The sequence below is a fragment of the Stenotrophomonas sp. 10L48 genome (genome assembly GCF_056395105.1).
Genome location: NZ_JBFTIX010000012.1, coordinates 15,412 through 34,200, shown reverse-complemented (window position 1 = coordinate 34,200; position 18,789 = coordinate 15,412). Strand labels below are relative to the sequence as shown.

Sequence of the window (18,789 nt, the reverse complement as noted above, 5' to 3'; positions counted from 1 at the left end):
AAAAACAGGCACTTAGGCGGCGGCCCAAGTGCCTTTTTTGTGCCGGCGGAAAAATTGCCGGGAAAATTCACTRCCGCAGCGCTCGGTGATCCCGATGATGACCTGCAGCTCATGTAGCTTCTGAATCGGGGAAGATACGTCGCTGTTGAGTACGTCGATCATGGTTGCCCCCTAGGCGTGATTCGAGAAAGATGAAACGGCGTGTACAGGGATCTTGGGGGGGATTGGCACGACACGATCGACGGTTTCGCGGAGCTGTCGGAATAGTCGATGCTCACGGCTCCTCCATTCCGGCAAGCTGAAATCCATGCAGATCGCGCGTCCAACACATGCTCTCTAAAATCAAACCCATCTACTGCCACGGGTTTTCCCCCAGGCCTCAGAGAGCTGCAGGTCTTCACTTCGGGATCAAGCACAATCACTCCGCCACCGGTAAACAGGCCGTAGTTCCCTTGGCAGTCGTTGCGTGAAACCTCTCGCATCAGTTCCGCGGCAATGCGGAACTGCTGGTCCTTGCTCAAGCCGCTGATCGTTTCGCGAAGCGCGTAGCCATTCTGGGCTAGAAGTTCGATCATGGCGTTCTGCACCGGCGATCGCGCACCGAATGCCTCATTGAAGTCGGTACTTCCATTGAAACGCGACGAGGAGTTCTCTTGCAGGGTACTTTTCCAGAACGTGCCCAGAGCGACTGCTGGATCAGAATCTATCCGGATGAGGTTGATGAAGGTGTAGACCATCCCGCAGGAGTACGCGAGTTGATACTCGCCCCCACTGATCAGGTCATTCAATGGTCGCTTCTTGTACTCTGCCTGGTCGATACATGACTCCGCAGCTGCGCCTACGTCGCGCGTGATCCCTTGCTCCTTACTCCCGGTCACCTCCGACAGAAACAAGCTCGCTGCCATTTCTGCCCCGCCCTCGAGCAGCATAATTCTGCTTTCCTGCGGGAGTGACTCCATCATCTGCACATCTTGATTCCATTGATGAAATGCTTCATGGGCAATGAAGTGAGACAAGTCATTTGGAAAGCCTTTTGAGGTGTCCAGGCAGCCCGCACGAAGGCCAATCAGCAGCAGTCCGGGCAATGAGCTTCCGCTGAAGCGGCAGCCCTGCTGGGTATTGGCGCCCTGCTCAAGCAAGAAGATTACAGAGCTCACGCTGTGCGGCTCAGGTCCCAGGGCACGCCTATAGAACTTCTGGGCCTTCTCCAGCCAATCCTGATATTGGCTCCTGAACGCCTGTGGCACGCCTTGATCCGCCAGCAGCGTTGGAACTGGTATTGGCCGCCCATCGCTGAAGAATGCGTAGCCTTCGAACAACGTCACTGGAGAGCTTGCTGGAAGCTGTGAGGTTCCTGGATCGATATCGCCACATAGGCGTTCAAACTGCGAATCATCAGGATTGATCAAGGGCTGGAGGTTGATCGCGACAGTAGAGGGCGCCAACCTGATGATCAGCGGGTACTTTCTTCCTTCGGGAAGCAGGCTCCTGCTGATATCCAAGGTGTAGACGTGTTCGTCCGAGCGGGAGCGCTTCGACGCTTGCCACTCCTGCAGGTTCAATTTGGGCGTACTCCGAGCTGTCACTCGCAAAGTCGCCTTTGACATGGCTGTGTCGACCTCAAGGCCGGACGCGAGGCAATCACGCGTCCCGGCCCATGCGTTTGCTGTGAGGAGAGCCCACAGGAGCAAGGTTGCCAACAGAGCCCATGGCTTTGGAGCTATGGGTACCAGTCGAATGAAAGCCTTGCCGGCAGTTTCGCGCATATCACCCCGTCCACAGCCACTTCCCTGAAGCCTCACACTCAGCATTGCTCAGCCCTCCCGGTGGTTTATCGCGAACCGTTAGTCTGCACTGTAATGACCCACCGGTTTCTGCTCAGGCCATGCGGTTAATGTAGCGGCATAGGCCGCGTCCGGGGTCATCATTACCAATGCCAGGATGAGCCAGCCATCCTTGCCACCCGTTGTGCACCACCCTGACGTAGGCTTCCTGGCAGCTTCCGCAACGCAAGGATGCATCCAATGCCGGCACCCGCACATTCGCGCTTGATCACCGTAGCGGCCAGAACCCATCTCCGCCCCCTGGGCTGTGTGCAGAAAGGGCGCTCCAGAGTCTGGCTGGACGACCAGGGGTGGTGGGTCGGGATGGTTGAATTCCAGCAGTCTTCGTGGAGCAAAGGAAGTTATCTGAACGTTGGGGCGTGCTTCCTCTGGAATGAGAAGGACTTCCTGTCATTCGATGCCGGCCACAGGGTCGAGGGTTTCCACGAATTCATCAGTGACGCGCAGTTCGCACTGGCGGCGACGTTCCTGGCCGAACGCGCGGGGCAGGAGGTGCTCGCATTGCGGGAGCGTTTCGCATCGCCTTCGCACGTGGAGGCCTGGATGGCAGCCAACGCAGGCCTGTCGTTATGGGGCCACTACCACGCGGCAGTCGCGGCAGGCGTTTCTGGTGCGGTTGACCAGAGCAGGCAACTGTTCGAGAAGATCATTGCCGATCCGCACGACGTGCCGTGGGCGATCAACCTCAAGCACCGATGCGAGGCGCTTCTCTGCAGTGTGCAGAACGGCGCTGAATTCGAAGCAGAAATCGCCAGCATGATCACTCGGACCCGACGTCAGCTGGGACTTGCTGAACATGCGCAGGCAATGCCCGCTTGGCTGCGACAGCATGATTCGTAAAGCGGGTTGAAAACGGCCACCTGTCAGCTGGGCGCGGTACCAGACCCAGTGCGAATGTCACCCCGCGGCCACCGCTGTGGCGCGATGCGTGTGCTGCAGCAGACGGAACAGGCTCAGGGATAGCAGGAAGGCGACCTGCTCGACCAGGAAGGTGGCAATGCCCCATTGGAACAGCTGCCGGTGGGCCACCAGGTTGCCCAGCATTGCTTGTGGGCAGCCCGAACGCTACGAGAGCATCGGCCGGCGGTGACTGCCAGAAGTCGGGGGGACAGCTGCATCGCAGGCGCAGACCCCGCCCGTGATCCCGGCTTCACGCGCCGCACGCTATCCACAGCGGTCATGGACCTCATACGACTGCTGCGATCGCTGGAAGAATTCCTCTACGAGCTGGTCGGCTGGCTGGTGTTCTATCCGCGGATGTTCTGGCGGGTACTGATTCACCCCGGCGAGGTCGCCCTCTACACCCGCCGCGAGCTCGGCAAGGATTCGGACCAGCGGTTTTCCGATGCGATCAGCCCGGTGCTGATGCTGATCCTGTCGGTGGCCATCGCCCATGCGCTGGAAATGGCGATGCGCATGTCCTCGCCCCGACTCAGTACGCCGATGGGGCAGCTGCTTTTCAGCAGCGAGCAGGGGCTGCTGCTCACCCGCTCTGCGGTGTTCTGCGTGTACGCGCTCGGCGCGGCACTGGGCACGCTTCGGCGTCAGCGGCTGCCCGTGAACCGCGAGACGCTGCGCGAGCCCTTCTCCATCCAGGCGTTCATCGCATGCCCGTTCGTGGTGGTACTCGCGCTGGCGCAGGCGGCAGCCGCTTCCCCGGCGCAGGCCGGCCCGTTCACCGCGCCAGCCATCGGCGCGCTGGCGGTTGCGTGGTACCTGTGGGCCCGCATGCGGGCCTTCGTGGCCTTGAATGGAGGATCAGCGCTGCGTGCGCTCGGCTCGGTAGTGGTTTCGTTCCTGCTGACGACGATCGGGGTTGTCGGCCTGTTTGCTGCCGTCATCCTCTGATCTTCAACAGGGCGGCGATCACTCGAGAGCGTGATCGGACTTGCGCGGTGGCACTGCCGTGGCCTCACCGCGCTGCAGGAGGTCGAAGAAGTCCACTGCCTCCGCCGCCAGCGCATCGTGGGCGTCGAAATCCCAGTTCTGCTTGTACTCGCGCGCAAGCAGATCACAGACGGCCTTGGCCTGCTGGTAGGTCTGCGACTGCTCCCCGCGATCGGCCAGCTGGTCGCGGTGGATCTGGCACAGCATGAGCTGGTGGGCATCTTCGGCCCGCTCGCGCTCCCAGCCGATGTCGGGCAGGGCGGACAGTGCTGAGGCAAGCGCGATGGCAATCAAGGGCATGATCCGGGTCCGGGCAGGGGGCGGAACCTGAGCGTAGGTGATGGTGCAGTGCGCGTGGCGGCACGCGCGATGGCCGTTTTACGGGGTGTTCACCATTCGCAGCAGCATGGTGGCTGCGCTGAAGGTGGTCATGCCGATGGCTCGCCCGCCGCTGGTTTCTGCTCCTGCCACAGCAGTAGCGCGTCCAGTGCCGGGCACAGTGCCTGCCCCCACGCACTGAGTCGATACTCCACTTTCGGTGGCACCTGCGGATACACCGTGCGCAGCACGATGCCGTCGGCTTCCAGTGCACGCAGCTGCTGCGCCAGCATCTTCTGCGAGATGCCGGGGATGAGCCGCTCCAGGTCGGAATAGCGCTGCACCTTGCCGTCGAACAGGTGGAAGAGGATCAACAGCTTCCAGCGGCCTTCCAGCAGTGCGAGTGCACGGGCCACGTCCGCGGCGGCGGTTTCAGGGGTATAGGCCTTTCTCATGGGGTGGGTCACTTACCTTCAGGTGCGTTCTTGTGGCGGCCAGGGTGCGGTTCGAGAATAGCGCCAGTCCCGCCTGGAGTGCCTGCAATGTCGATTGATCTTCCCGCGCCGTTGTCCCGCTATTTCCTGCTGGCCAATGGCGAGCCCGGAACGCACGTTGAGCAGTGCTTTGCCGCAGGCGCGACGGTGCGCGATGAGCGCCAGCAACACCAGGGACACACGGCGATTGCCGCTTGGGTGGCGCAGACGCGTGCGGCCTACCAGCAACACGTGGTCCCCCTGCAGCTGCACGTGCAGGACGGTCGACACATCGTGTCTGCACAGGTCAGTGGCACGTTTCCGGGCAGCCCGGTGGTGCTGACACACGCGTTCACCCTGCAAGGGGATGGCATCGTCGCGCTGGACATCCACTGATTCAGTGACGGTTGCTTCCGGAGATCGGGTGGCACGCGGATGGCTGCCGATTTACGCGTAGCAGTACCAATGGATGGTGATCTCCATGCATGGCGTGGAGCTACTGAGCGCGGGGTGGAGCTACGGGTTCTGGAACACCGCCAGCTGTGCGGCGAAGGCGCGCTGGTAGGCGGGCCGCGCGGTCGCGCGGTCAACGTAGGCAGCAAGGTTTGCATACTCGCCGACGATGCCGCTGCTCTGCAGCCGCAGCAGCACCGACACCATCAGCAGATCGCCGGCGCTGAAGTCTCCGTCCAGCCACGGTGCATCGCCCAGCCGGGCGGACAGCTGGCTCAGCCGCCTGCGCACGCACTCGTCCAGCATCACCAGCCGTTGCGCGTACCAGGGCTGTTCGCGTTCCAGCACCCACGCCATGGAGCGTTCGACGATCGGCGGCTCCACAGTGTTCAGCGCGGCGAACATCCAGGTGATCGCACGCATGCGCGCACCCGTATCGGCGGGCAGCAACCCGGGGTGCTGTTCGGCCAGGTGCAGCAGGATCGCGCCTGATTCAAACAGCACTACGTTGCCATCCTCATAGGTGGGAATCTGACCGAACGGATGCCGCGCCAGGTGTGCGGGTTGCTTCATCTCCTCGAAGGTGAGCAGATGGACGTCGTAGGCGAGGCCCAGCTCTTCCAGCGCCCAGCGCACGCGCATGTCACGGGCCAGCCCCTGGCCACGGTCCGGGGAATGCTTGAATGCGGTCAGGATCGGCGTCATCAGGATGTCCATCGGCGTTGGCTGCCACGTTGGCCGGCCTTTCTTCTCTTGACGCGCGGACGGGTCGGCAATCGACACGCCTGCGCTGACCGAGGGCGTGGCATCGCCGGCCCGGATGAACGGTTCACGTCGGACGATTCGCCCGGGAGGGTCGGTGCAGCGATACTGCCGTCCTGCACACCCTTGGGGAAGTACGTGAGCACGTCCAGACTGCCGCGCATCGTTGGGTTCGACGTGCCACGGCTTCACCAGCAGGTCGATGCGACTGCCGATGAAGCCATCACTGCGCTGCTCGATCAGGCGCCCGATGAACAGTGGACCGGCCGCTTCCTGCAGCACTGCGCGACGTTGGCGTCGCAGCTTTCATTGGCGGAAGTGAAGGTGGAGGGCACCCGCATTGCCTTCCACGGTTCGATCGCCGATGCGCGTGCCTTGGCCGATGCGGTCATCGCGCTGGTGAACCGGTTGAATGATCAGCTGATGCAGGAAGGCAACCAGCTCGCCAGCGAGGAGTGATCTGCCAGCAGCTTGCTGTCTCAGCCCGCTTGCGAAGCCAATGCCGGCCCGGACAGGCGCGCCCAGCAGCCCATCGCCATTTCCGCCGACCCCGGGTGGCCACGCAGGCTGGTGCGCAGCGCAAGCCGTGACTGCAGATCGGTGAGCCACGCCGTGCGCGTGCCATGTGGGTTGCGGACATAGATGTCGCACGCCAGGCGGATGACCGGTGCGACCTCGTGGCGGAAGTTGATGGCGGGCAGATCGCCCGTCTGGAACGCGGCCTGCCAGTGCTGCAGCTCGCGCTCGACGTCAACGAAGTCCTTGTTGGTGATGCGTTCCATGAGACCTCTCCTGTTGGAACGCCAACGTACACCTGTGCATGTCAGGAGTCTGTGTGCGCGCAGCGCTGTTCATGGTGCCCGTTCATTAATCTCCGGCTTTCATGCAGCTGCGTAACCGGCCCACGCCCACAGTGGCGTTGCAGCAGATCGCTGCGGTGGAGCAAGACATGAACAACAATACGCCGCAAGGCCAGACCGACCGCACCAACGCCCCGACCGGAATCAAGCAGGCCGCCCAGCACGGCCAAACTGATGGCAACGCAATGGGCGGCGACCGGAAGCAGGACGGCAAGCAGCGCCAGCAGGAGCAGCAGGTCCAGCAGGATGCAAAGCCGGTCGGCCCGCAGAAGTCCGGGCAGGAACAGAAGAGCGAGCCGGGCCGTGACACCCGTCGCTGAGCAGTAAGCGAAGAAGAGGCCGCGCGTTGCGCGGCTTTCCTCTGTCCAACGTTCGGGAAGAGCGCTGATGCCATCCCATGCCCGTGCGGTAAGCCTGATGACGAAGATCATGTACCAGTGCCGTCCGGCAAGAACGACGACGATGGCGCGCTGCCGCGCCTGCCAGGCTCCCAGTCCGGGTGGCATGGAGTGCGCGCGTTGCCTTACCGAAGAACTCGGGGGCGTGATCGGCAACCGCGGTGCTGCGGCACGCTGGCTGGATTCGTTCCTGAAGGTGCAGCAGGACGAGGCGTTCGTTTTCGTGTGTGCCAAGCGGGTCGAGGAAATCGCGTCGGCGGGTCGCAGTCTGGAGTGACATCGCGCAGGCGTATGCTCGAACTCCAATGGGAGCGAGCGTCATGTCTTTTCAGATCAACCTCTATGACAGGGACGGACGCGGGCTTCGCCTTCCCGATGGATGGTGGATCGACCTGCACACCGATCCCCCCGCGCTGGTCAACGGCGCTGTCCGCATCGATCTGCCGGCGTCCGCGCGCAACGAGCATCCTGATCTGCAACCGGACGTCCTGAACCATCTCCGCCGCCGTATTGAAGGTGCGCAATGGCTAACCTGACCTACCATCCGCCGCTGGGCGTGCGCTGGCTGACGTTCCGCCTGCGCAACGGTCAATCCATCGGCCCGGAGAAGCTGCGGGCCGTGTGGTCCGATGCCGCAGAAACCAACAACTGTTCGGTGCGCCGCGAGCACGTAGAAGGCGCCGGCTTCGTCTATGCGCTGTACGCACCGAGCGGGCTGTGCGTTCCGCGCCGGGCGGAACTGCGCATGCGGCTGTTGCTGGAAGAAGCGGGCTACGCGTTTTCGATGGGCGTGCTTACCGGCAGCCATCCTGCCTACGGTTGAGCGCAGGGCGATCTGATCGGCCCGGAGGTTGCTAGACTGCGCGCCCCGCGCGTTGCCGCAATCACGGAAGATTCCCCATGCCGAAGCTGTCTGCTCTTGCTGTTTTCCTGGCGCTCGCTGTCTGCGCGCCAACCGCACACGCCGAGGAACAGGACAGCGCCTCGACCATCGCGTTCAAGTCGATCAGCCCGGTGCTGAATGCCCTGATCAATGCCGACGATGCGCAGGACCTGATGGAGCGGGCCGAGGAAGACGACGCCACGCTGCTGCAGTCGCTGGCGCTCTATCTGGCCGCAACCCGCGAAGACCCCACGTTGGCGCAGGCGCCGTACCACGCAGCGGCATTGTTCGCACGCCGCGGTGACGATGCGCTGGCCGAGCGCTATCTGCGCCAAGCCGATGAGCGTGGCATGTGGTTCGCGCCCGCGCTGGCCGACAACGATGACTTCGAGCACCTGCGCGGAACGCCATTCTTCAAGCAGGTGCTGGCCAATACACAGGCACGCTACGCGAAGGTATCGGTGGGCAAGGTGGGCGCCATCTCGGTGCTGCCCCCTTCGAAGGGGGTTGCGATGCCGGCCTGTGCGCCGGTGCTGGTGTGGCTGCACGGCTACGGCATCAACGGCCACCTGGACAGCAGCGAGCAGCCGCTGGCCGATGCTGGTGTGGTGTTGCTGGGCATCAACGGTACGGAGATGCGCGAGTCGTTCGACAGCTTCAGCTGGACCGGCCCGTATGAGGGCACGCACAAGGTGGTGCAGGCGGGGCTTGAGCAACTGGCCGCGCGCCAGTGCATCGACCGCAAGCAGGTGTACCTGATGGGCTTCTCGCAGGGCTCGCAGCATGCCGGCGCGCTGCTGGCGCAGCATCCGGATGACTATGCCGGCGCATTGCTGGTGTCGCCGGGTGGCTGGCGCCAGCCGGTGCCCACGCAGAGCAGCGCGCACGGCAAGCGGGTGTTCGTCATCAACGGCGAGCAGGAAGGGCCGGCGAACCAGAAGATGAGCGCGGATTTCCGCGCCCTTTTCAGCGATGGCAACGAGCTCCGGTCGCGTACCCATGAGGGTGGCCATTTCTATCCGGACGACTGGAAGACCTCGTTCCCACAGGCCATCCGCTGGCTGATGGGCAAGGGCGGCTGAGCGAAGCCCACCGGGTGGCAGGCGGTGGGCGGGAACCACGTCGCCCACTGCTTCCCAAAAGGCAACGCCACGAGCCCGCCTGCGGGTCTACTGCGCACCGCCTGCGTTGCCTACGCTGATCCCACACGGCCCTTGCCGTGCTCCGGGGCCACGACAGCTCGTGGATCCCGTCTTCAATCGAACCAGCGGCGCTGTGCTGCAGGGCATTGCTGCCCGGCAACGCCATGCCCTGCGCCGTGCGAAGGCGTACCCCGGAACTGTCCGCCGGCCCTGCTTCACTGCCTGCCAGCCAACCTTCGTGGAGATCGCCTCATGTTCAGCCTGGAAAACACCATTGCCCCTGCCGCGCCCGCGCTCGACGAGCTTGTTCCCTCGCGCTACGCCCTGAAAGTCGGTGATATCGATGTGCTGGTGGTCAGCGACGGCGTGCTGCCGCTGCCGACGCAGATGCTCGGCCACAACGTGCAGGCGTCCGAGCGCGCCGAATGGTTCGACGAGATGTACCTGCCACAGGATGCGTTCGACTGGGCGTTGAACGTGATGGTGGTGCACAGTGGTGAGCGCACCATCCTGATCGACGCCGGCCTGGGCATGGACCCGGACCTGCAGCTGCCGCGCGCCGGCCAGCTGATCCGTCGCCTCGGCGCTGCCGGTATCGACCTGCGCGAGATCACCGATGTAGTGATCACGCACATGCACATGGACCACATCGGTGGCCTGCTGGTGGACGGAGTGAAAGCACAGCTGCGGGCGGACCTGAAGATCCACGTTGCGGCGTCGGAAGTGGCGTTCTGGAAGTCACCCGACTTCACCCGCACCAACATGCCGCAGGGGTTCCCGGACGCGCTTCGCGCAACGGCCACGCATTTCTGGGCCGAGTACGGCAGTTTCGTGCACACCTTCGAGGATGAGCATGAGATCGCACCGGGCGTAGTCGCGCGCCGCACCGGCGGCCACACGCCGGGCCACTGCGTGGTACGCGTTGCCTCGGGGGGCCAGGCGCTGACCTTTGCTGGCGATGCCGTGTTCGCCGTCGGTTTTGATCAACCGAACTGGCACAACGGTTTCGAGCACGACCCGGAGGAAGCGGCGCGGGTGCGCATTGAACTGCTCAATGCGCTGGCCGGCACCGGCGAGATGCTGGTGGCCACGCACCTGCCGTTCCCGTCGGTGGGCCGCGTGTCCCGCGAGGGCGATGCGTTCCGCTGGGTGCCGGCGTTCTGGGATTTTTGATCAAGTTTTCTGGACTTCACGTCACCAATGGTCCCGGACAGGGGCGCACAGTAGCCCCTGTCGAAACCCACCCATCCGCTGGAGGTCCACCATGAACACCGTTACCCGCACCCTCGCTGCAACTGCCCTGGCCCTGGCGATGCAGGCGGGCCTGTCCGCCCAGGCCGCCGCGCCGGCACACCCGTCCGCACCCAGCGCTGTCACGCGCACCGCCAGCACCATCACCACCGCCGATGGTGTGCAGCTGTACTACAAGGACTGGGGCCCGAAGAACGGGCCGGTGGTGACCTTCAGCCATGGCTGGCCACTGGATTCGGACAGCTGGGAATCGCAGATGATGTTCCTGGCGGACCACGGTTACCGGGTGGTCGCACACGACCGCCGTGGCCACGGTCGTTCCAGCCAGCCCTGGGATGGCAACGACATGGATCACTACGCCGATGATCTGGCCACGGTGATCAATACGCTGGACCTGAAGGACGTCACACTGGTGGGCTTCTCCACCGGCGGCGGCGAAGTGGCGCGGTACATCGGCCGCCATGGCACGGGACGGGTGAAGAAGGCCGTGCTGATCAGTTCGGTGCCGCCGTTCATGCTGAAGACCGCAGACAACCCCGGTGGCGTTCCGATCGAAGTGTTCGACGGCATCCGCAAGGCGCAGCTGGAGAACCGCTCGCAGCTGTACAAGGACATTCCGTCTGGTCCGTTCTATGGATTCAACCGACCGGGCGCGAAGGTCAACCAGGCGATGGTCGATGCATGGTGGGCGCAGGGCATGCTGGGTGGGCAGAAGAACACCTACGACTCGATCGCCGCGTTCTCGGCGACCGACTTCCGCGCTGACCTGCAGAAGTTCGATGTGCCGACCCTGGTGATCCACGGCGACGACGATCAGATCGTGCCGATCGACGTGGCGGGACGGATGTCGGCCAAGCTGATCAAGGGCGCCAGGCTGATCGTCTACCCGGGTGCGCCGCATGGTCTGACCGAGACCCACAAGGACAAGGTCAACCAGGACCTGCTGGCCTTCCTGCAGCAGAAGTAGCCACAAGGGCAGCCGTCAGGCAGCACGGAGAACCGCAGTAGAGCCACGCCATGCGTGGCTTCGCCGTGCATGAAGGCAACCGCATCCACGCATGGCGTGGATCTACTGGATCGACGCAGGGTGGAAAGCCCACCGGTAGAGCCACGCCATGCGTGGCTTTGCTGTGCATGAGAGCAACCGCATCCACGCATGGCGTGGATCTACTGGATTGACGCAGGGTGGACCGCCCGCCGGTAGAGCCACGCCATGCGTGGCTTTGCCGTGCATGAGAGCAACCGCATCCACGCATGGCGTGGATCTACTGGATTGACGCAGGGTGGAAAGCCCGCCGGCAGAGCCACGCCATGCGTGGCTTTGCCGTGCATGAAAGCAACCGCATCCACGCATGGCGTGGATCTACTGGATCGACACAGGGTGGAAAGCCCGCCGGTAGAGCCACGCCATGCGTGGCTTTGCCGTGTATGAGAGCAACCGCATCCACGCATGGCGTGGATCTACTGGATCGAGGTTGGCTGGTTCAGGCCCTGCAGCTTGTGCGGGTTGCGCTGCACCAGGATCTGCACGATCTGCTCGCCGTTGGTATCGAAGGCCATTGCCGATTCCAGCACCTCGTCGAAGTAACGCAGCAGCCCCAGTCGTCCATTGATCATGCTCGGCACCATGCGCAGCTGGTCCTTGCGCCGCAGGTGCGGGGCGTACAGCAGCTGTGCGATGCGTGCGCCGCCGACCATCGGTTTCGGGAAGCTGGTGACGATGCCGCCGCCATCGCCGATCAGCACGGCCGATTCGGCCATCAGGGCTTTCATCGTCCTGAAGTCGCCATTGGCGATGGCCTCTGCGAAACGCCGCATCAGTTTCTGGTGCACGTCCTGCGGCACGTTGTAGCGCGGTCGCTCCTGCCGCAGCTGCAGGCGTGCGCGGTGCACGATCTGCCGGCAGGCGGCTTCGGTCTTGTCCAGCGTGCGTGCCACCACGTCGTAATCCTGGTCGAACACATCGTGCAGCAGGAACGCGGCACGCGCGTCCGGGGCCAGCCGCTCCAGCACGTTGAGGAAGGCCACCGACAGATCACTGGCCGTTTCCAGCATGTACTCGGGTGTGCCGGTGTCTTCGGTGAGCAGCGGCTCGGGCAGCCACATGCCGACATAGTGCTCGCGCGTGCGCCGGGCCAGGCGCAGGCCATCGATGGCGCGGCGGGTGGTGGTGGCCACCAGCCAGGCTTCGGCGTTCTCGATGTCCTGCTGGTTGGCGCCATGCCAGCGCAGCCAGACATCCTGCACCACGTCCTCGGCCTCGTGCGAGGAGCCGAGCATGCGGTAGGCCACGCCGAACAGGCGCGGGCGTAGTCGGGTGAACAGTGCGGTGGGGTCGTCCATGCCAGCAGAGACGGGACAGCTCCGCCGATTGTGACACCGGCGGACCTGTGGGAGTGGCGGGTACTGCCCCGGACCGGTGGCGGTCAGCGTGGTGGCAGTACCGCCGGCTTGCCGATGTCCTTGATCAGGAACACGACGAATGTCGCCGGTTCGGTCTGGCTGGCATTGCGGCCGACGGTATGCAGATCGTCCGGGCCCTCATGGAAGGCCTCCCCCGGGCCGAGGGTGACCTCGCGGCCACCGGCCACGCCCATCACGATGCGGCCCTGCAGCACATAGACGAAGCCGTGGGCGTCGTGCCGGTGCACGGGATCGGCGCCGCCGGGTGGGTACTGCACCGTCAGGATCAGTGCTTCCTTGCCCGGCTGTTCCGGCAACGGACGGGTCATGACCTCGCGCACGATGGGCTCGGGCGCGGTGGCCGGCGGTGTGGCGGCGATGCTGGTCAACGGCAGCAGGGCCAGCAGCGCCAGGGAACGGAGAGAACGCATGGCAGGTCTCCAGCAGGAAAGTGTGCAGTCGACGCTCAGGCCAGACCGGCCTTGTCCAGGCCAAAGGCCTGGTCCAGGCCAAAGGCCTGGTCCAGCGAGCCGGGTTGCGTACGGAAGGCGACGTTGGCGCGGTTCCAGGCATTGATCGCCATCACCGCGTAGGTCAGGTCGACGATTTCCTGTTCGGACAGCTGACTACGCACGCGCTCATACACGTCGTCCGCAACCCCCTGCGCTGGGAGGTGGGTAAGTGTGTCGGTCCACGCCAGGCAGGCCCGTTCGCGCGCACTGAACAGGTTCGATTCGCGCCACGCCGCGACATGGTGCAGGCGCAGTGCGCGCTCGCCACGGATCGTCGCTTCCTTCACGTGCATGTCCAGGCAGAACCCGCAGCCGTTGAGCTGCGAGGCGCGGATGTTGACCAGGTCGATGATGGCCGCTTCGATCGAGCTGTTGTGCACGGCGTGGGAGAAGGTGCCGAGCTTCCTGAAGAGTTCGGGCGACTGTGCGGCGTAGTCCAGGCGTTGGCTCATGACGGTGTTCCGATGGGAGTTGAGGGACGCAGCGAGGCTAGGCCCGCTGCACGCGGGGCGGTAGGCGAGGGCAGGGCTGCACGGTGTTGCACGAAAAACACCAATGGCCTGTCACAGCGGCGGATGCTCGCCCGTCTGCCGGGCATGGACACCTCATCCGCCCCGAACCGCGCAGCAGCCTGCCCCGCCAGTGAGCGGGTCTGGCAGGCCTTCCTTGCCGCATTGCACGAACTGCCACCGGACATGCGGGCCGTGCTGTTGCTGCATGACGTGCTGGGCGCGGGCTTTGAAGACATCGCGCCGCTGCTGGGGCTGGAGCTGCCGGCATGCCGCCAGCGACTGGCCCGTGCACGCGCCCACCTGCTTGCCCGACGCGACTTCCAGGAGCCCGGAACACCATGAATGTCATGCCGCAGTTCTGCCTGGCCAGCGACGGCCGCGATTCCCTCACGGCGTCCTTTTCCGCCAGCTATGCCGGGGTCCTGGCATTCATCGCGGTRGCCGCCGAGGGCAGCTTCGCCCGCGCCGGTGATCGCCTCGGCATCGGTCGGTCGGCCGTCAGCCGCAGCGTGCAGAAGCTGGAGGGACAACTGGGCGTGCGCCTGTTCCTGCGCACCACGCGCTCGACAACACTCACCCGCGAAGGCGAGCTGTTCCTGGAGGGCTGCAGCCCGGGCGTTGCCAGCATCCTGCAGGCGCTGGACGAAATGCGCGACCTGCGCGAGGGACCACCGCGCGGGCATCTGCGGATCAGTGCGACCCATGGCTTCGGACGACGGGTGATCGCGCCGCTGCTGTCTGCGTTCCGCGCGGAGTATCCAGAGGTCTCTGTGGAGCTGCTGCTGGACGAGCAGGCACCGGACCTGGCCGCCGATCGCATCGATGTAGCGTTCCGCGATGGCGTGCTGGAAGACAGCCAGGTGATCGCCAAGCAGCTGGTGCCGATGCAGCTGGTGGTCTGTGCGTCGCCCGCGTATGTGCAGGCACATGGCCTGGCAGACACCATCGAAGCGTTGTCCAGCCATGCCTGCATCGGTCGACGCCTGCCTGGTGGGCGCCTGCAGCGCTGGGACTTCCGTGTGGACGGCCAGGACGTGAATCTGCAGCCGCCGGCGGAGGTGGTGTTCAATGACGCCGATCTTGTCCTGCAGGCCGTGATCGACGGGCTTGGGGTCGCCCAGTTGCCCAGCTACCAGGTAAGTGATGCGCTGCGCTCAGGCGCTGCAGTGACCTGCCTGGACCGCTACGCGCCTCACGATCGTGGCCACTACCTGTGCTATCTCAGCCGACGCCAGCTGCCCAAGCGGATCCGCGCGTTCATCGATTTCAGCACCCAGCGCATACGCGCGCTGGATCTGGATGTGTTCTCGCACTGGGAAGCGCGGCAGCAGGCGGCAGCGCAGCGCGATTCGGCCCCGACATGGGCATGACCGCATTGGTGCCGATGCGGCAACAGTGCGTGGCCCGCTGCGGATCTACTGCGCCGGCCAATGCGTTCCTAGCATGCAGCCACATCCGAACTTTCCACGCTCCAGGAGACCTGTCATGAAGATCCTCGTCATCGGTGGCACCGGCCGCATCGGCAGCAAGGTGGTCGATCGCCTGCATGCGGCCGGCCATGAGGTCGTCGTCGCTGCACCCTCCACCGGTATCGATGTGCTGAGCGGCGAGGGCCTGGCCGCTGCGATGGCGGGCACCGAGGTAGTGGTCGACCTGGCCAACTCGCCCTCGTTCGAAGATGCGGCGGTGCTGTCGTTCTTCGTGACGGCCGGCCACAACATCCTGGCGGCCGCGGCGCAGGCAGGCGTACGCCATCATGTCGCGCTGTCGGTGGTGGGTACCGACAAGCTGGCGGCCAGCGGCTATTTCCGGGGCAAGATCGCCCAGGAACGCCTGATCCGCGATTCGGGCCTGGCGTACACGATCATCCACTCGACACAGTTCTTCGAGTTCCTGCCGGGCATCCTCCAGGCAGCCGGTGACGGCCAGACCCTGCAGCTGCCGACCGCCGCAGTGCAGCCGATCGCCGCCGAGGATGTAGCCGATGCGGTTGCGCGCATCGCGCTGCAGGCACCAGCCAATGGCGTGGTGGAGATCGCCGGCCCGGAACGCGAATCGATGGCGGTGCTGGCGCAGCGCTTCCTGCAGGCAACCGGTGACGCGCGTGAAGTGGTTGGCGATGCCCAGGCGCGCTACTTCGGTGCGCAGCTGCAGCAGGACACGCTGGTGCCGGTGGGCCAGGCATGGCTCGGCACGATCAGCTTCGAGCGCTGGTTGCAGCAGTCCGGGCTGGCACAGGGCCAGCCGGCCTGATCGGCGGTGGACGCTGACAGCAGGAACCTGCGATGACCGGGCTGAAACCACCTCCGCACACGGTGCTCGACAAGTACCACGGTGATGAGGTGCGCCCGCTGTATACCGGACGGGTGCGGGTCAGCGGTGGCGTGGCACAGCATGGCCGCGCGTCGGGCGTGGTGCGGTCCGATGACGGTGCGCTGTCAGTGGACCTGCGGTTGCCTGCTGAGCTGGGTGGACCCGGTGGCGGTACCAATCCCGAGCAGTTGCTGGCGGCGGGCTACGCCGGCTGCTTCCACGGTGCGATGGTGCTGGTGGCTGCGCGTGCGGGAATGGAACTGGTCGAGCCGAGCATCGAGGTAGCGGTGACGTTCGCGCGAGATCCCGTGGACGGCCTGTACCTGCTGTCGGCCGAGATCGTGGTGTGCCTGCCTGGCATGGACCCGATACGTGCAGCCGAACTGGTGCGCAACACCGAGCGGGTCTGTCCGTACGCGAAGATGTTCCATCGGGGCATCAGCCACGTGGTGCGGGTAGCGGTGGACTAGACATGCGGTGCGGATGATCGGGCAGGTCATTGCCAGGATTCAGATGCGGTGAAGACACCGCGTCGCCCGCGTGAGTGGGTGGGGCGCCGTTGGGCAGCATGATCACCGCATCAATCGATGCTCACCCGCGAACCACACCCGGTCGGCCAGTCTGGGCTCGCAGGCAACGGATTCCACTGTTGCCCTTTTTCCCCCAGAGGAGACTACACATGAGCACCCAGTCCACCATCGAGCATCGCCTCAACGACCTGATCGAGATCGCACGTGATGGCAAGTCCTTCTACGAGGAAGCCGCAACCAAGGTGAAGGATGCCGAGCTGTCGGCATTGTTCGTCCGCATCGCCGGCGTGAAGGGCCGCATCGTGTCCTCGCTGAGCAGTTCGGTGGCCGCTACCGGCGGCAAGCCGGCCGAGCACGGCACCATGGTCGGTTCCATGCAGCAGTTCTACGGCAAGGTGCGCGCGGCCTTCGGTGACACCAACTACGGTTACGTGGCCGAACTTGAAGAGTCCGAGGATCGCCTGCTTGGCGCGTTCAAGGATGTGCTGAAGGACAACGACCTGCCGCCGGCGGTGCGCCAGGAAGTGACCCAGTGGCTGCCGGAAGTGCAGGAATGCCACTCGGTGATGCGCGATCGCAAGCATGCGATGAAGGCTGCCTGATCGCATCCGGCGATCGTCCCCCACATCGCCGCGACCAGGGCAGCCCAGTGCTGCCCTGGTCGTTTCTACGTCTGCCATCTGCGATCAGGCGCGTGGCCTGAGCAGGGCAACGGCCAGGCTGGCAAGCGTCGCTGCTGCGGCGGCAGTCCACAGGGACGTGGCAAAGCCCTGGCTGTAGATCGCCCGCGCCAGATCAACCGGGGCTCCTCGGGTCAGTGCACCGGTGGCGATGGTGTCGGCCAGACGCATGACTTCATCTGCAGGAACGCGTGCTGAGAGTCCGGCGCGGATGCCGACGGTCAGGGCGCTGGAGAGGACCGTGAAGCCGAGCAGGATGCCGACGAAGCGCGTCGTCGCACTGATGCCCGAGGCCATGCCTGCGCGGTCGCGGGGCGCCGAACCGATGATCGCCTTGGATGTTTCGCCGTTGAGGATGCCACCGCCTGCGCCGATGATGACCATCGCCAGCAGCGCCACCGTCGGCTGGTTGTGCCATGCACCGATACCGGCCAGCGCATTGCCGGCGGCAGTGATGGACAGGCCGATGGCCAGCACCATCCCGCTCGACAATCGTCTGCCCAGGCGCCTGCCCACGCTGGGGAACAGCAGCATCGCCGCAGCGAACGGCAGCATGCCGGCGCCCGTGGCCAGCGCACTCAGGCCGACGCCGTTCTGCAGGTACTGCGGCAGCATCGAGGCCATCACCTGCGCACTGACCGCGTAGCCGATCATGGCGATCAGTGCACCGACAAAGCGCGGGCTGGCAAGCAGCCGCAGGTCGACCATCGGATGCCGACGCGTGAGCTCGATGCAGGTGAACAGCGCGGCCATCGCGATGCCCAGGCCCAGGCCGGCCAGGGCCACCGGCGATGTCCATCCCTGCGCGAGTCCTTCCACGAGGAAGAACACGATGCCGAAGATCGCCATGCTGAAGGTGATGATGCCGGGCGGATCGAGCGGGCGTACCAACGTGTCGGCAGTGTCGGGAACCCAGCGGATAGCACCATAGGCCAGGAAGGCGAGGAAGGGCAGGATCGCGATGAACACCGAGCGCCATCCCCACAGCGAGGACAACAGCCCACCGATAAGCGGCGAGAGCACCATCATCATGCCCATTGCCGTGCCCCAGAAGGCCCAGGCATCGTCGCGTTGCTTGCCCTCGTGGAATTCGTGGCCGATCACCGACAGTGATGGGGCCAGCAGGAAAGCGGCACCCACGCCCTGCAACGCTCGGGCCACATACAGCGCACTGGCCGTGGGGGCCAGCGCGCAGGTCAGCGATGAGAGGGCGAACAGTGCGATGCCGATCAGCAGCACGCGCCTGCGGCCATGACGATCGGCGATGGCACCGGCGGGCAGAAGCAGCGAGGTGAAGGTCAGGATGTAGCAGCTGATCACCCATTCGATGTCGGCGAAGTCAGCCTGCAGATCCCGCGCGATGGTCGGCAGGGCGACGGCCACGGCGTTGGTTTCCAGCACCGTCATCGTGCAGCCGAGCGAGGCGATGATCAGGATCCAGTTGGGCGGTCTGCGGCGGGGGAAGAGGGACACCGGGCACTCGGGTGGGGAAGGACGAAGGCCCATTCAAGCAACTTCGACTGTTTGTTTCATTGCCGGTGTTCTTCAAGTACGTTAGGCCAAAGCTA

At 64.7% G+C, this 18,789-nt stretch carries 27 protein-coding genes; 16 read left to right on the top strand and 11 right to left on the bottom strand.

Annotation, left to right across the window (positions count from 1 at the left end; all coding sequences use genetic code 11):
- Positions 1-12 precede the first annotated feature (12 nt).
- Positions 13-162 carry a hypothetical protein gene (locus AC1DCU_RS17740; protein WP_154881118.1) on the bottom strand — a complete coding sequence of 50 codons (150 nt, stop codon included), beginning with the start codon at positions 160-162 and terminating at the stop codon, positions 13-15.
- Entirely contained in the window at positions 159-1,562 is a 1,404-nt protein-coding gene (locus AC1DCU_RS17735; protein ID WP_032976686.1) for a hypothetical protein, read from the bottom strand. Before AC1DCU_RS17735 ends, AC1DCU_RS17740 begins: the two co-directional genes overlap by 4 nt.
- A 585-nt stretch (positions 1,563-2,147) precedes the next feature.
- On the opposite strand from AC1DCU_RS17735, the gene AC1DCU_RS17730 reads away from it, so the two are divergent.
- Positions 2,148-2,684 (top strand): hypothetical protein, encoded by a 537-nt coding sequence (locus tag AC1DCU_RS17730; protein WP_235189962.1) that lies wholly within the window; start codon positions 2,148-2,150, stop codon positions 2,682-2,684.
- 57 nt (positions 2,685-2,741) lie between these two features.
- On the opposite strand, the gene AC1DCU_RS17725 is transcribed toward AC1DCU_RS17730, so the two are convergent.
- The gene (locus AC1DCU_RS17725) at positions 2,742-2,888 is read right to left on the bottom strand and encodes a hypothetical protein (RefSeq protein ID WP_161763242.1); all 147 of its coding nucleotides are present in this window, start codon (positions 2,886-2,888) and stop codon (positions 2,742-2,744) included.
- A 135-nt stretch (positions 2,889-3,023) separates the two neighbouring features.
- Between AC1DCU_RS17725 and AC1DCU_RS17720 the strand changes: the two genes are divergently transcribed.
- A complete protein-coding gene (locus tag AC1DCU_RS17720) occupies positions 3,024-3,692 on the top strand; it encodes a hypothetical protein (RefSeq protein ID WP_442251671.1) in 669 nt (222 codons plus the stop codon).
- 18 nt (positions 3,693-3,710) lie between these two features.
- Here AC1DCU_RS17720 and AC1DCU_RS17715 read toward each other — a convergent pair whose 3' ends face one another.
- Together AC1DCU_RS17715 and AC1DCU_RS17710 are read right to left on the bottom strand one after the other, a co-directional pair.
- Complete coding sequence (locus AC1DCU_RS17715) at positions 3,711-4,031, bottom strand: hypothetical protein (RefSeq protein ID WP_313445601.1); 321 nt, start codon at positions 4,029-4,031, stop codon at positions 3,711-3,713.
- 128 nt (positions 4,032-4,159) lie between these two features.
- The gene (locus tag AC1DCU_RS17710) at positions 4,160-4,504 is read right to left on the bottom strand and encodes a winged helix-turn-helix transcriptional regulator (protein ID WP_049469382.1); all 345 of its coding nucleotides are present in this window, start codon (positions 4,502-4,504) and stop codon (positions 4,160-4,162) included.
- A gap of 87 nt (positions 4,505-4,591) precedes the next feature.
- Between AC1DCU_RS17710 and AC1DCU_RS17705 the strand changes: the two genes are divergently transcribed.
- Positions 4,592-4,918, top strand: a complete 327-nt coding sequence (locus AC1DCU_RS17705; RefSeq protein WP_442251670.1) for a nuclear transport factor 2 family protein — start codon at positions 4,592-4,594, stop codon at positions 4,916-4,918.
- Positions 4,919-5,038: 120 nt separating this feature from the next.
- Here the strand turns inward: AC1DCU_RS17705 and AC1DCU_RS17700 are convergent, their stop codons facing one another.
- Entirely contained in the window at positions 5,039-5,680 is a 642-nt protein-coding gene (locus AC1DCU_RS17700) for a glutathione S-transferase family protein (RefSeq protein ID WP_442251669.1), read from the bottom strand.
- Positions 5,681-5,875: 195 nt separating this feature from the next.
- Between AC1DCU_RS17700 and AC1DCU_RS17695 the strand changes: the two genes are divergently transcribed.
- The gene (locus AC1DCU_RS17695; protein ID WP_442251668.1) at positions 5,876-6,196 is read left to right on the top strand and encodes a hypothetical protein; all 321 of its coding nucleotides are present in this window, start codon (positions 5,876-5,878) and stop codon (positions 6,194-6,196) included.
- A 20-nt stretch (positions 6,197-6,216) separates the two neighbouring features.
- Here the strand turns inward: AC1DCU_RS17695 and AC1DCU_RS17690 are convergent, their stop codons facing one another.
- A complete protein-coding gene (locus tag AC1DCU_RS17690; protein WP_033832298.1) occupies positions 6,217-6,519 on the bottom strand; it encodes a hypothetical protein in 303 nt (100 codons plus the stop codon).
- A gap of 137 nt (positions 6,520-6,656) precedes the next feature.
- On the opposite strand from AC1DCU_RS17690, the gene AC1DCU_RS17685 reads away from it, so the two are divergent.
- The 7 genes from AC1DCU_RS17685 to AC1DCU_RS17655 all read left to right on the top strand — a co-directional run bounded on the left by AC1DCU_RS17685 (position 6,657) and on the right by AC1DCU_RS17655 (position 11,238).
- Positions 6,657-6,917 (top strand): hypothetical protein, encoded by a 261-nt coding sequence (locus tag AC1DCU_RS17685; protein ID WP_478014240.1) that lies wholly within the window; start codon positions 6,657-6,659, stop codon positions 6,915-6,917.
- Between the two features lie 97 nt (positions 6,918-7,014).
- Entirely contained in the window at positions 7,015-7,272 is a 258-nt protein-coding gene (locus AC1DCU_RS17680; protein WP_223483464.1) for a hypothetical protein, read from the top strand.
- Positions 7,273-7,315: 43 nt separating this feature from the next.
- Positions 7,316-7,531 (top strand): hypothetical protein, encoded by a 216-nt coding sequence (locus AC1DCU_RS17675; RefSeq protein ID WP_025879033.1) that lies wholly within the window; start codon positions 7,316-7,318, stop codon positions 7,529-7,531.
- A complete protein-coding gene (locus tag AC1DCU_RS17670; protein WP_025879032.1) occupies positions 7,519-7,818 on the top strand; it encodes a hypothetical protein in 300 nt (99 codons plus the stop codon). The genes AC1DCU_RS17675 and AC1DCU_RS17670 overlap by 13 nt, the downstream gene beginning before the upstream one ends.
- A 77-nt stretch (positions 7,819-7,895) precedes the next feature.
- A complete protein-coding gene (locus AC1DCU_RS17665; protein ID WP_032976692.1) occupies positions 7,896-8,960 on the top strand; it encodes an alpha/beta hydrolase in 1,065 nt (354 codons plus the stop codon).
- Positions 8,961-9,272: 312 nt separating this feature from the next.
- A complete protein-coding gene (locus AC1DCU_RS17660; protein WP_282279407.1) occupies positions 9,273-10,193 on the top strand; it encodes an MBL fold metallo-hydrolase in 921 nt (306 codons plus the stop codon).
- A gap of 91 nt (positions 10,194-10,284) precedes the next feature.
- A complete protein-coding gene (locus AC1DCU_RS17655) occupies positions 10,285-11,238 on the top strand; it encodes an alpha/beta fold hydrolase (protein WP_282279406.1) in 954 nt (317 codons plus the stop codon).
- A gap of 494 nt (positions 11,239-11,732) precedes the next feature.
- Here the strand turns inward: AC1DCU_RS17655 and AC1DCU_RS17650 are convergent, their stop codons facing one another.
- The 3 genes from AC1DCU_RS17650 to AC1DCU_RS17640 form a co-directional block, all read right to left on the bottom strand.
- Positions 11,733-12,614 (bottom strand): RNA polymerase sigma-70 factor, encoded by an 882-nt coding sequence (locus tag AC1DCU_RS17650; RefSeq protein WP_032976696.1) that lies wholly within the window; start codon positions 12,612-12,614, stop codon positions 11,733-11,735.
- 83 nt (positions 12,615-12,697) lie between these two features.
- Positions 12,698-13,105 carry a cupin domain-containing protein gene (locus AC1DCU_RS17645; protein ID WP_442251666.1) on the bottom strand — a complete coding sequence of 136 codons (408 nt, stop codon included), beginning with the start codon at positions 13,103-13,105 and terminating at the stop codon, positions 12,698-12,700.
- Between the two features lie 35 nt (positions 13,106-13,140).
- Positions 13,141-13,638, bottom strand: coding sequence for a carboxymuconolactone decarboxylase family protein (locus AC1DCU_RS17640; RefSeq protein ID WP_442251665.1), 498 nt, complete (start codon positions 13,636-13,638; stop codon positions 13,141-13,143).
- A 144-nt stretch (positions 13,639-13,782) separates the two neighbouring features.
- On the opposite strand from AC1DCU_RS17640, the gene AC1DCU_RS17635 reads away from it, so the two are divergent.
- From AC1DCU_RS17635 to AC1DCU_RS17615, 5 genes are all read left to right on the top strand, one after another.
- Positions 13,783-14,040, top strand: a complete 258-nt coding sequence (locus AC1DCU_RS17635; protein WP_227416521.1) for a sigma factor-like helix-turn-helix DNA-binding protein — start codon at positions 13,783-13,785, stop codon at positions 14,038-14,040.
- Positions 14,037-15,068, top strand: coding sequence for a LysR family transcriptional regulator (locus AC1DCU_RS17630; protein ID WP_282279404.1), 1,032 nt, complete (start codon positions 14,037-14,039; stop codon positions 15,066-15,068). Before AC1DCU_RS17635 ends, AC1DCU_RS17630 begins: the two co-directional genes overlap by 4 nt.
- Before the next feature lie 115 nt (positions 15,069-15,183).
- A complete protein-coding gene (locus AC1DCU_RS17625; protein WP_282279403.1) occupies positions 15,184-15,951 on the top strand; it encodes an SDR family oxidoreductase in 768 nt (255 codons plus the stop codon).
- 32 nt (positions 15,952-15,983) lie between these two features.
- Positions 15,984-16,481, top strand: a complete 498-nt coding sequence (locus tag AC1DCU_RS17620; protein ID WP_025879021.1) for an Ohr family peroxiredoxin — start codon at positions 15,984-15,986, stop codon at positions 16,479-16,481.
- A gap of 209 nt (positions 16,482-16,690) precedes the next feature.
- Positions 16,691-17,143, top strand: a complete 453-nt coding sequence (locus AC1DCU_RS17615; RefSeq protein WP_032952113.1) for a PA2169 family four-helix-bundle protein — start codon at positions 16,691-16,693, stop codon at positions 17,141-17,143.
- A gap of 84 nt (positions 17,144-17,227) precedes the next feature.
- Here the strand turns inward: AC1DCU_RS17615 and AC1DCU_RS17610 are convergent, their stop codons facing one another.
- Entirely contained in the window at positions 17,228-18,694 is a 1,467-nt protein-coding gene (locus AC1DCU_RS17610; RefSeq protein ID WP_282279402.1) for an MFS transporter, read from the bottom strand.
- Positions 18,695-18,789: the final 95 nt, after the last annotated feature.

Bases quoted from the DNA above. Each gene is read 5' to 3' on its own strand.
- AC1DCU_RS17680 (WP_223483464.1), top strand. From the start codon at position 7,015: ATGACGAAGATCATGTACCAGTGCCGTCCGGCAAGAACGACGACGATG.
- AC1DCU_RS17720 (WP_442251671.1), top strand. From the start codon at position 3,024: ATGGACCTCATACGACTGCTGCGATCGCTGGAAGAATTCCTCTACGAG.
- AC1DCU_RS17660 (WP_282279407.1), top strand. From the start codon at position 9,273: ATGTTCAGCCTGGAAAACACCATTGCCCCTGCCGCGCCCGCGCTCGAC.
- AC1DCU_RS17675 (WP_025879033.1), top strand. From the start codon at position 7,316: ATGTCTTTTCAGATCAACCTCTATGACAGGGACGGACGCGGGCTTCGC.
- AC1DCU_RS17635 (WP_227416521.1), top strand. From the start codon at position 13,783: ATGGACACCTCATCCGCCCCGAACCGCGCAGCAGCCTGCCCCGCCAGT.
- AC1DCU_RS17725 (WP_161763242.1), bottom strand. From the start codon at position 2,888: ATGCTGGGCAACCTGGTGGCCCACCGGCAGCTGTTCCAATGGGGCATT.
- AC1DCU_RS17655 (WP_282279406.1), top strand. From the start codon at position 10,285: ATGAACACCGTTACCCGCACCCTCGCTGCAACTGCCCTGGCCCTGGCG.
- AC1DCU_RS17640 (WP_442251665.1), bottom strand. From the start codon at position 13,638: ATGAGCCAACGCCTGGACTACGCCGCACAGTCGCCCGAACTCTTCAGG.
- AC1DCU_RS17645 (WP_442251666.1), bottom strand. From the start codon at position 13,105: ATGCGTTCTCTCCGTTCCCTGGCGCTGCTGGCCCTGCTGCCGTTGACC.
- AC1DCU_RS17690 (WP_033832298.1), bottom strand. From the start codon at position 6,519: ATGGAACGCATCACCAACAAGGACTTCGTTGACGTCGAGCGCGAGCTG.
- AC1DCU_RS17705 (WP_442251670.1), top strand. From the start codon at position 4,592: ATGTCGATTGATCTTCCCGCGCCGTTGTCCCGCTATTTCCTGCTGGCC.
- AC1DCU_RS17650 (WP_032976696.1), bottom strand. From the start codon at position 12,614: ATGGACGACCCCACCGCACTGTTCACCCGACTACGCCCGCGCCTGTTC.
- AC1DCU_RS17700 (WP_442251669.1), bottom strand. From the start codon at position 5,680: ATGACGCCGATCCTGACCGCATTCAAGCATTCCCCGGACCGTGGCCAG.
- AC1DCU_RS17615 (WP_032952113.1), top strand. From the start codon at position 16,691: ATGAGCACCCAGTCCACCATCGAGCATCGCCTCAACGACCTGATCGAG.
- AC1DCU_RS17620 (WP_025879021.1), top strand. From the start codon at position 15,984: ATGACCGGGCTGAAACCACCTCCGCACACGGTGCTCGACAAGTACCAC.
- AC1DCU_RS17710 (WP_049469382.1), bottom strand. From the start codon at position 4,504: ATGAGAAAGGCCTATACCCCTGAAACCGCCGCCGCGGACGTGGCCCGT.
- AC1DCU_RS17665 (WP_032976692.1), top strand. From the start codon at position 7,896: ATGCCGAAGCTGTCTGCTCTTGCTGTTTTCCTGGCGCTCGCTGTCTGC.
- AC1DCU_RS17715 (WP_313445601.1), bottom strand. From the start codon at position 4,031: ATGCCCTTGATTGCCATCGCGCTTGCCTCAGCACTGTCCGCCCTGCCC.
- AC1DCU_RS17625 (WP_282279403.1), top strand. From the start codon at position 15,184: ATGAAGATCCTCGTCATCGGTGGCACCGGCCGCATCGGCAGCAAGGTG.
- AC1DCU_RS17730 (WP_235189962.1), top strand. From the start codon at position 2,148: ATGGTTGAATTCCAGCAGTCTTCGTGGAGCAAAGGAAGTTATCTGAAC.
- AC1DCU_RS17670 (WP_025879032.1), top strand. From the start codon at position 7,519: ATGGCTAACCTGACCTACCATCCGCCGCTGGGCGTGCGCTGGCTGACG.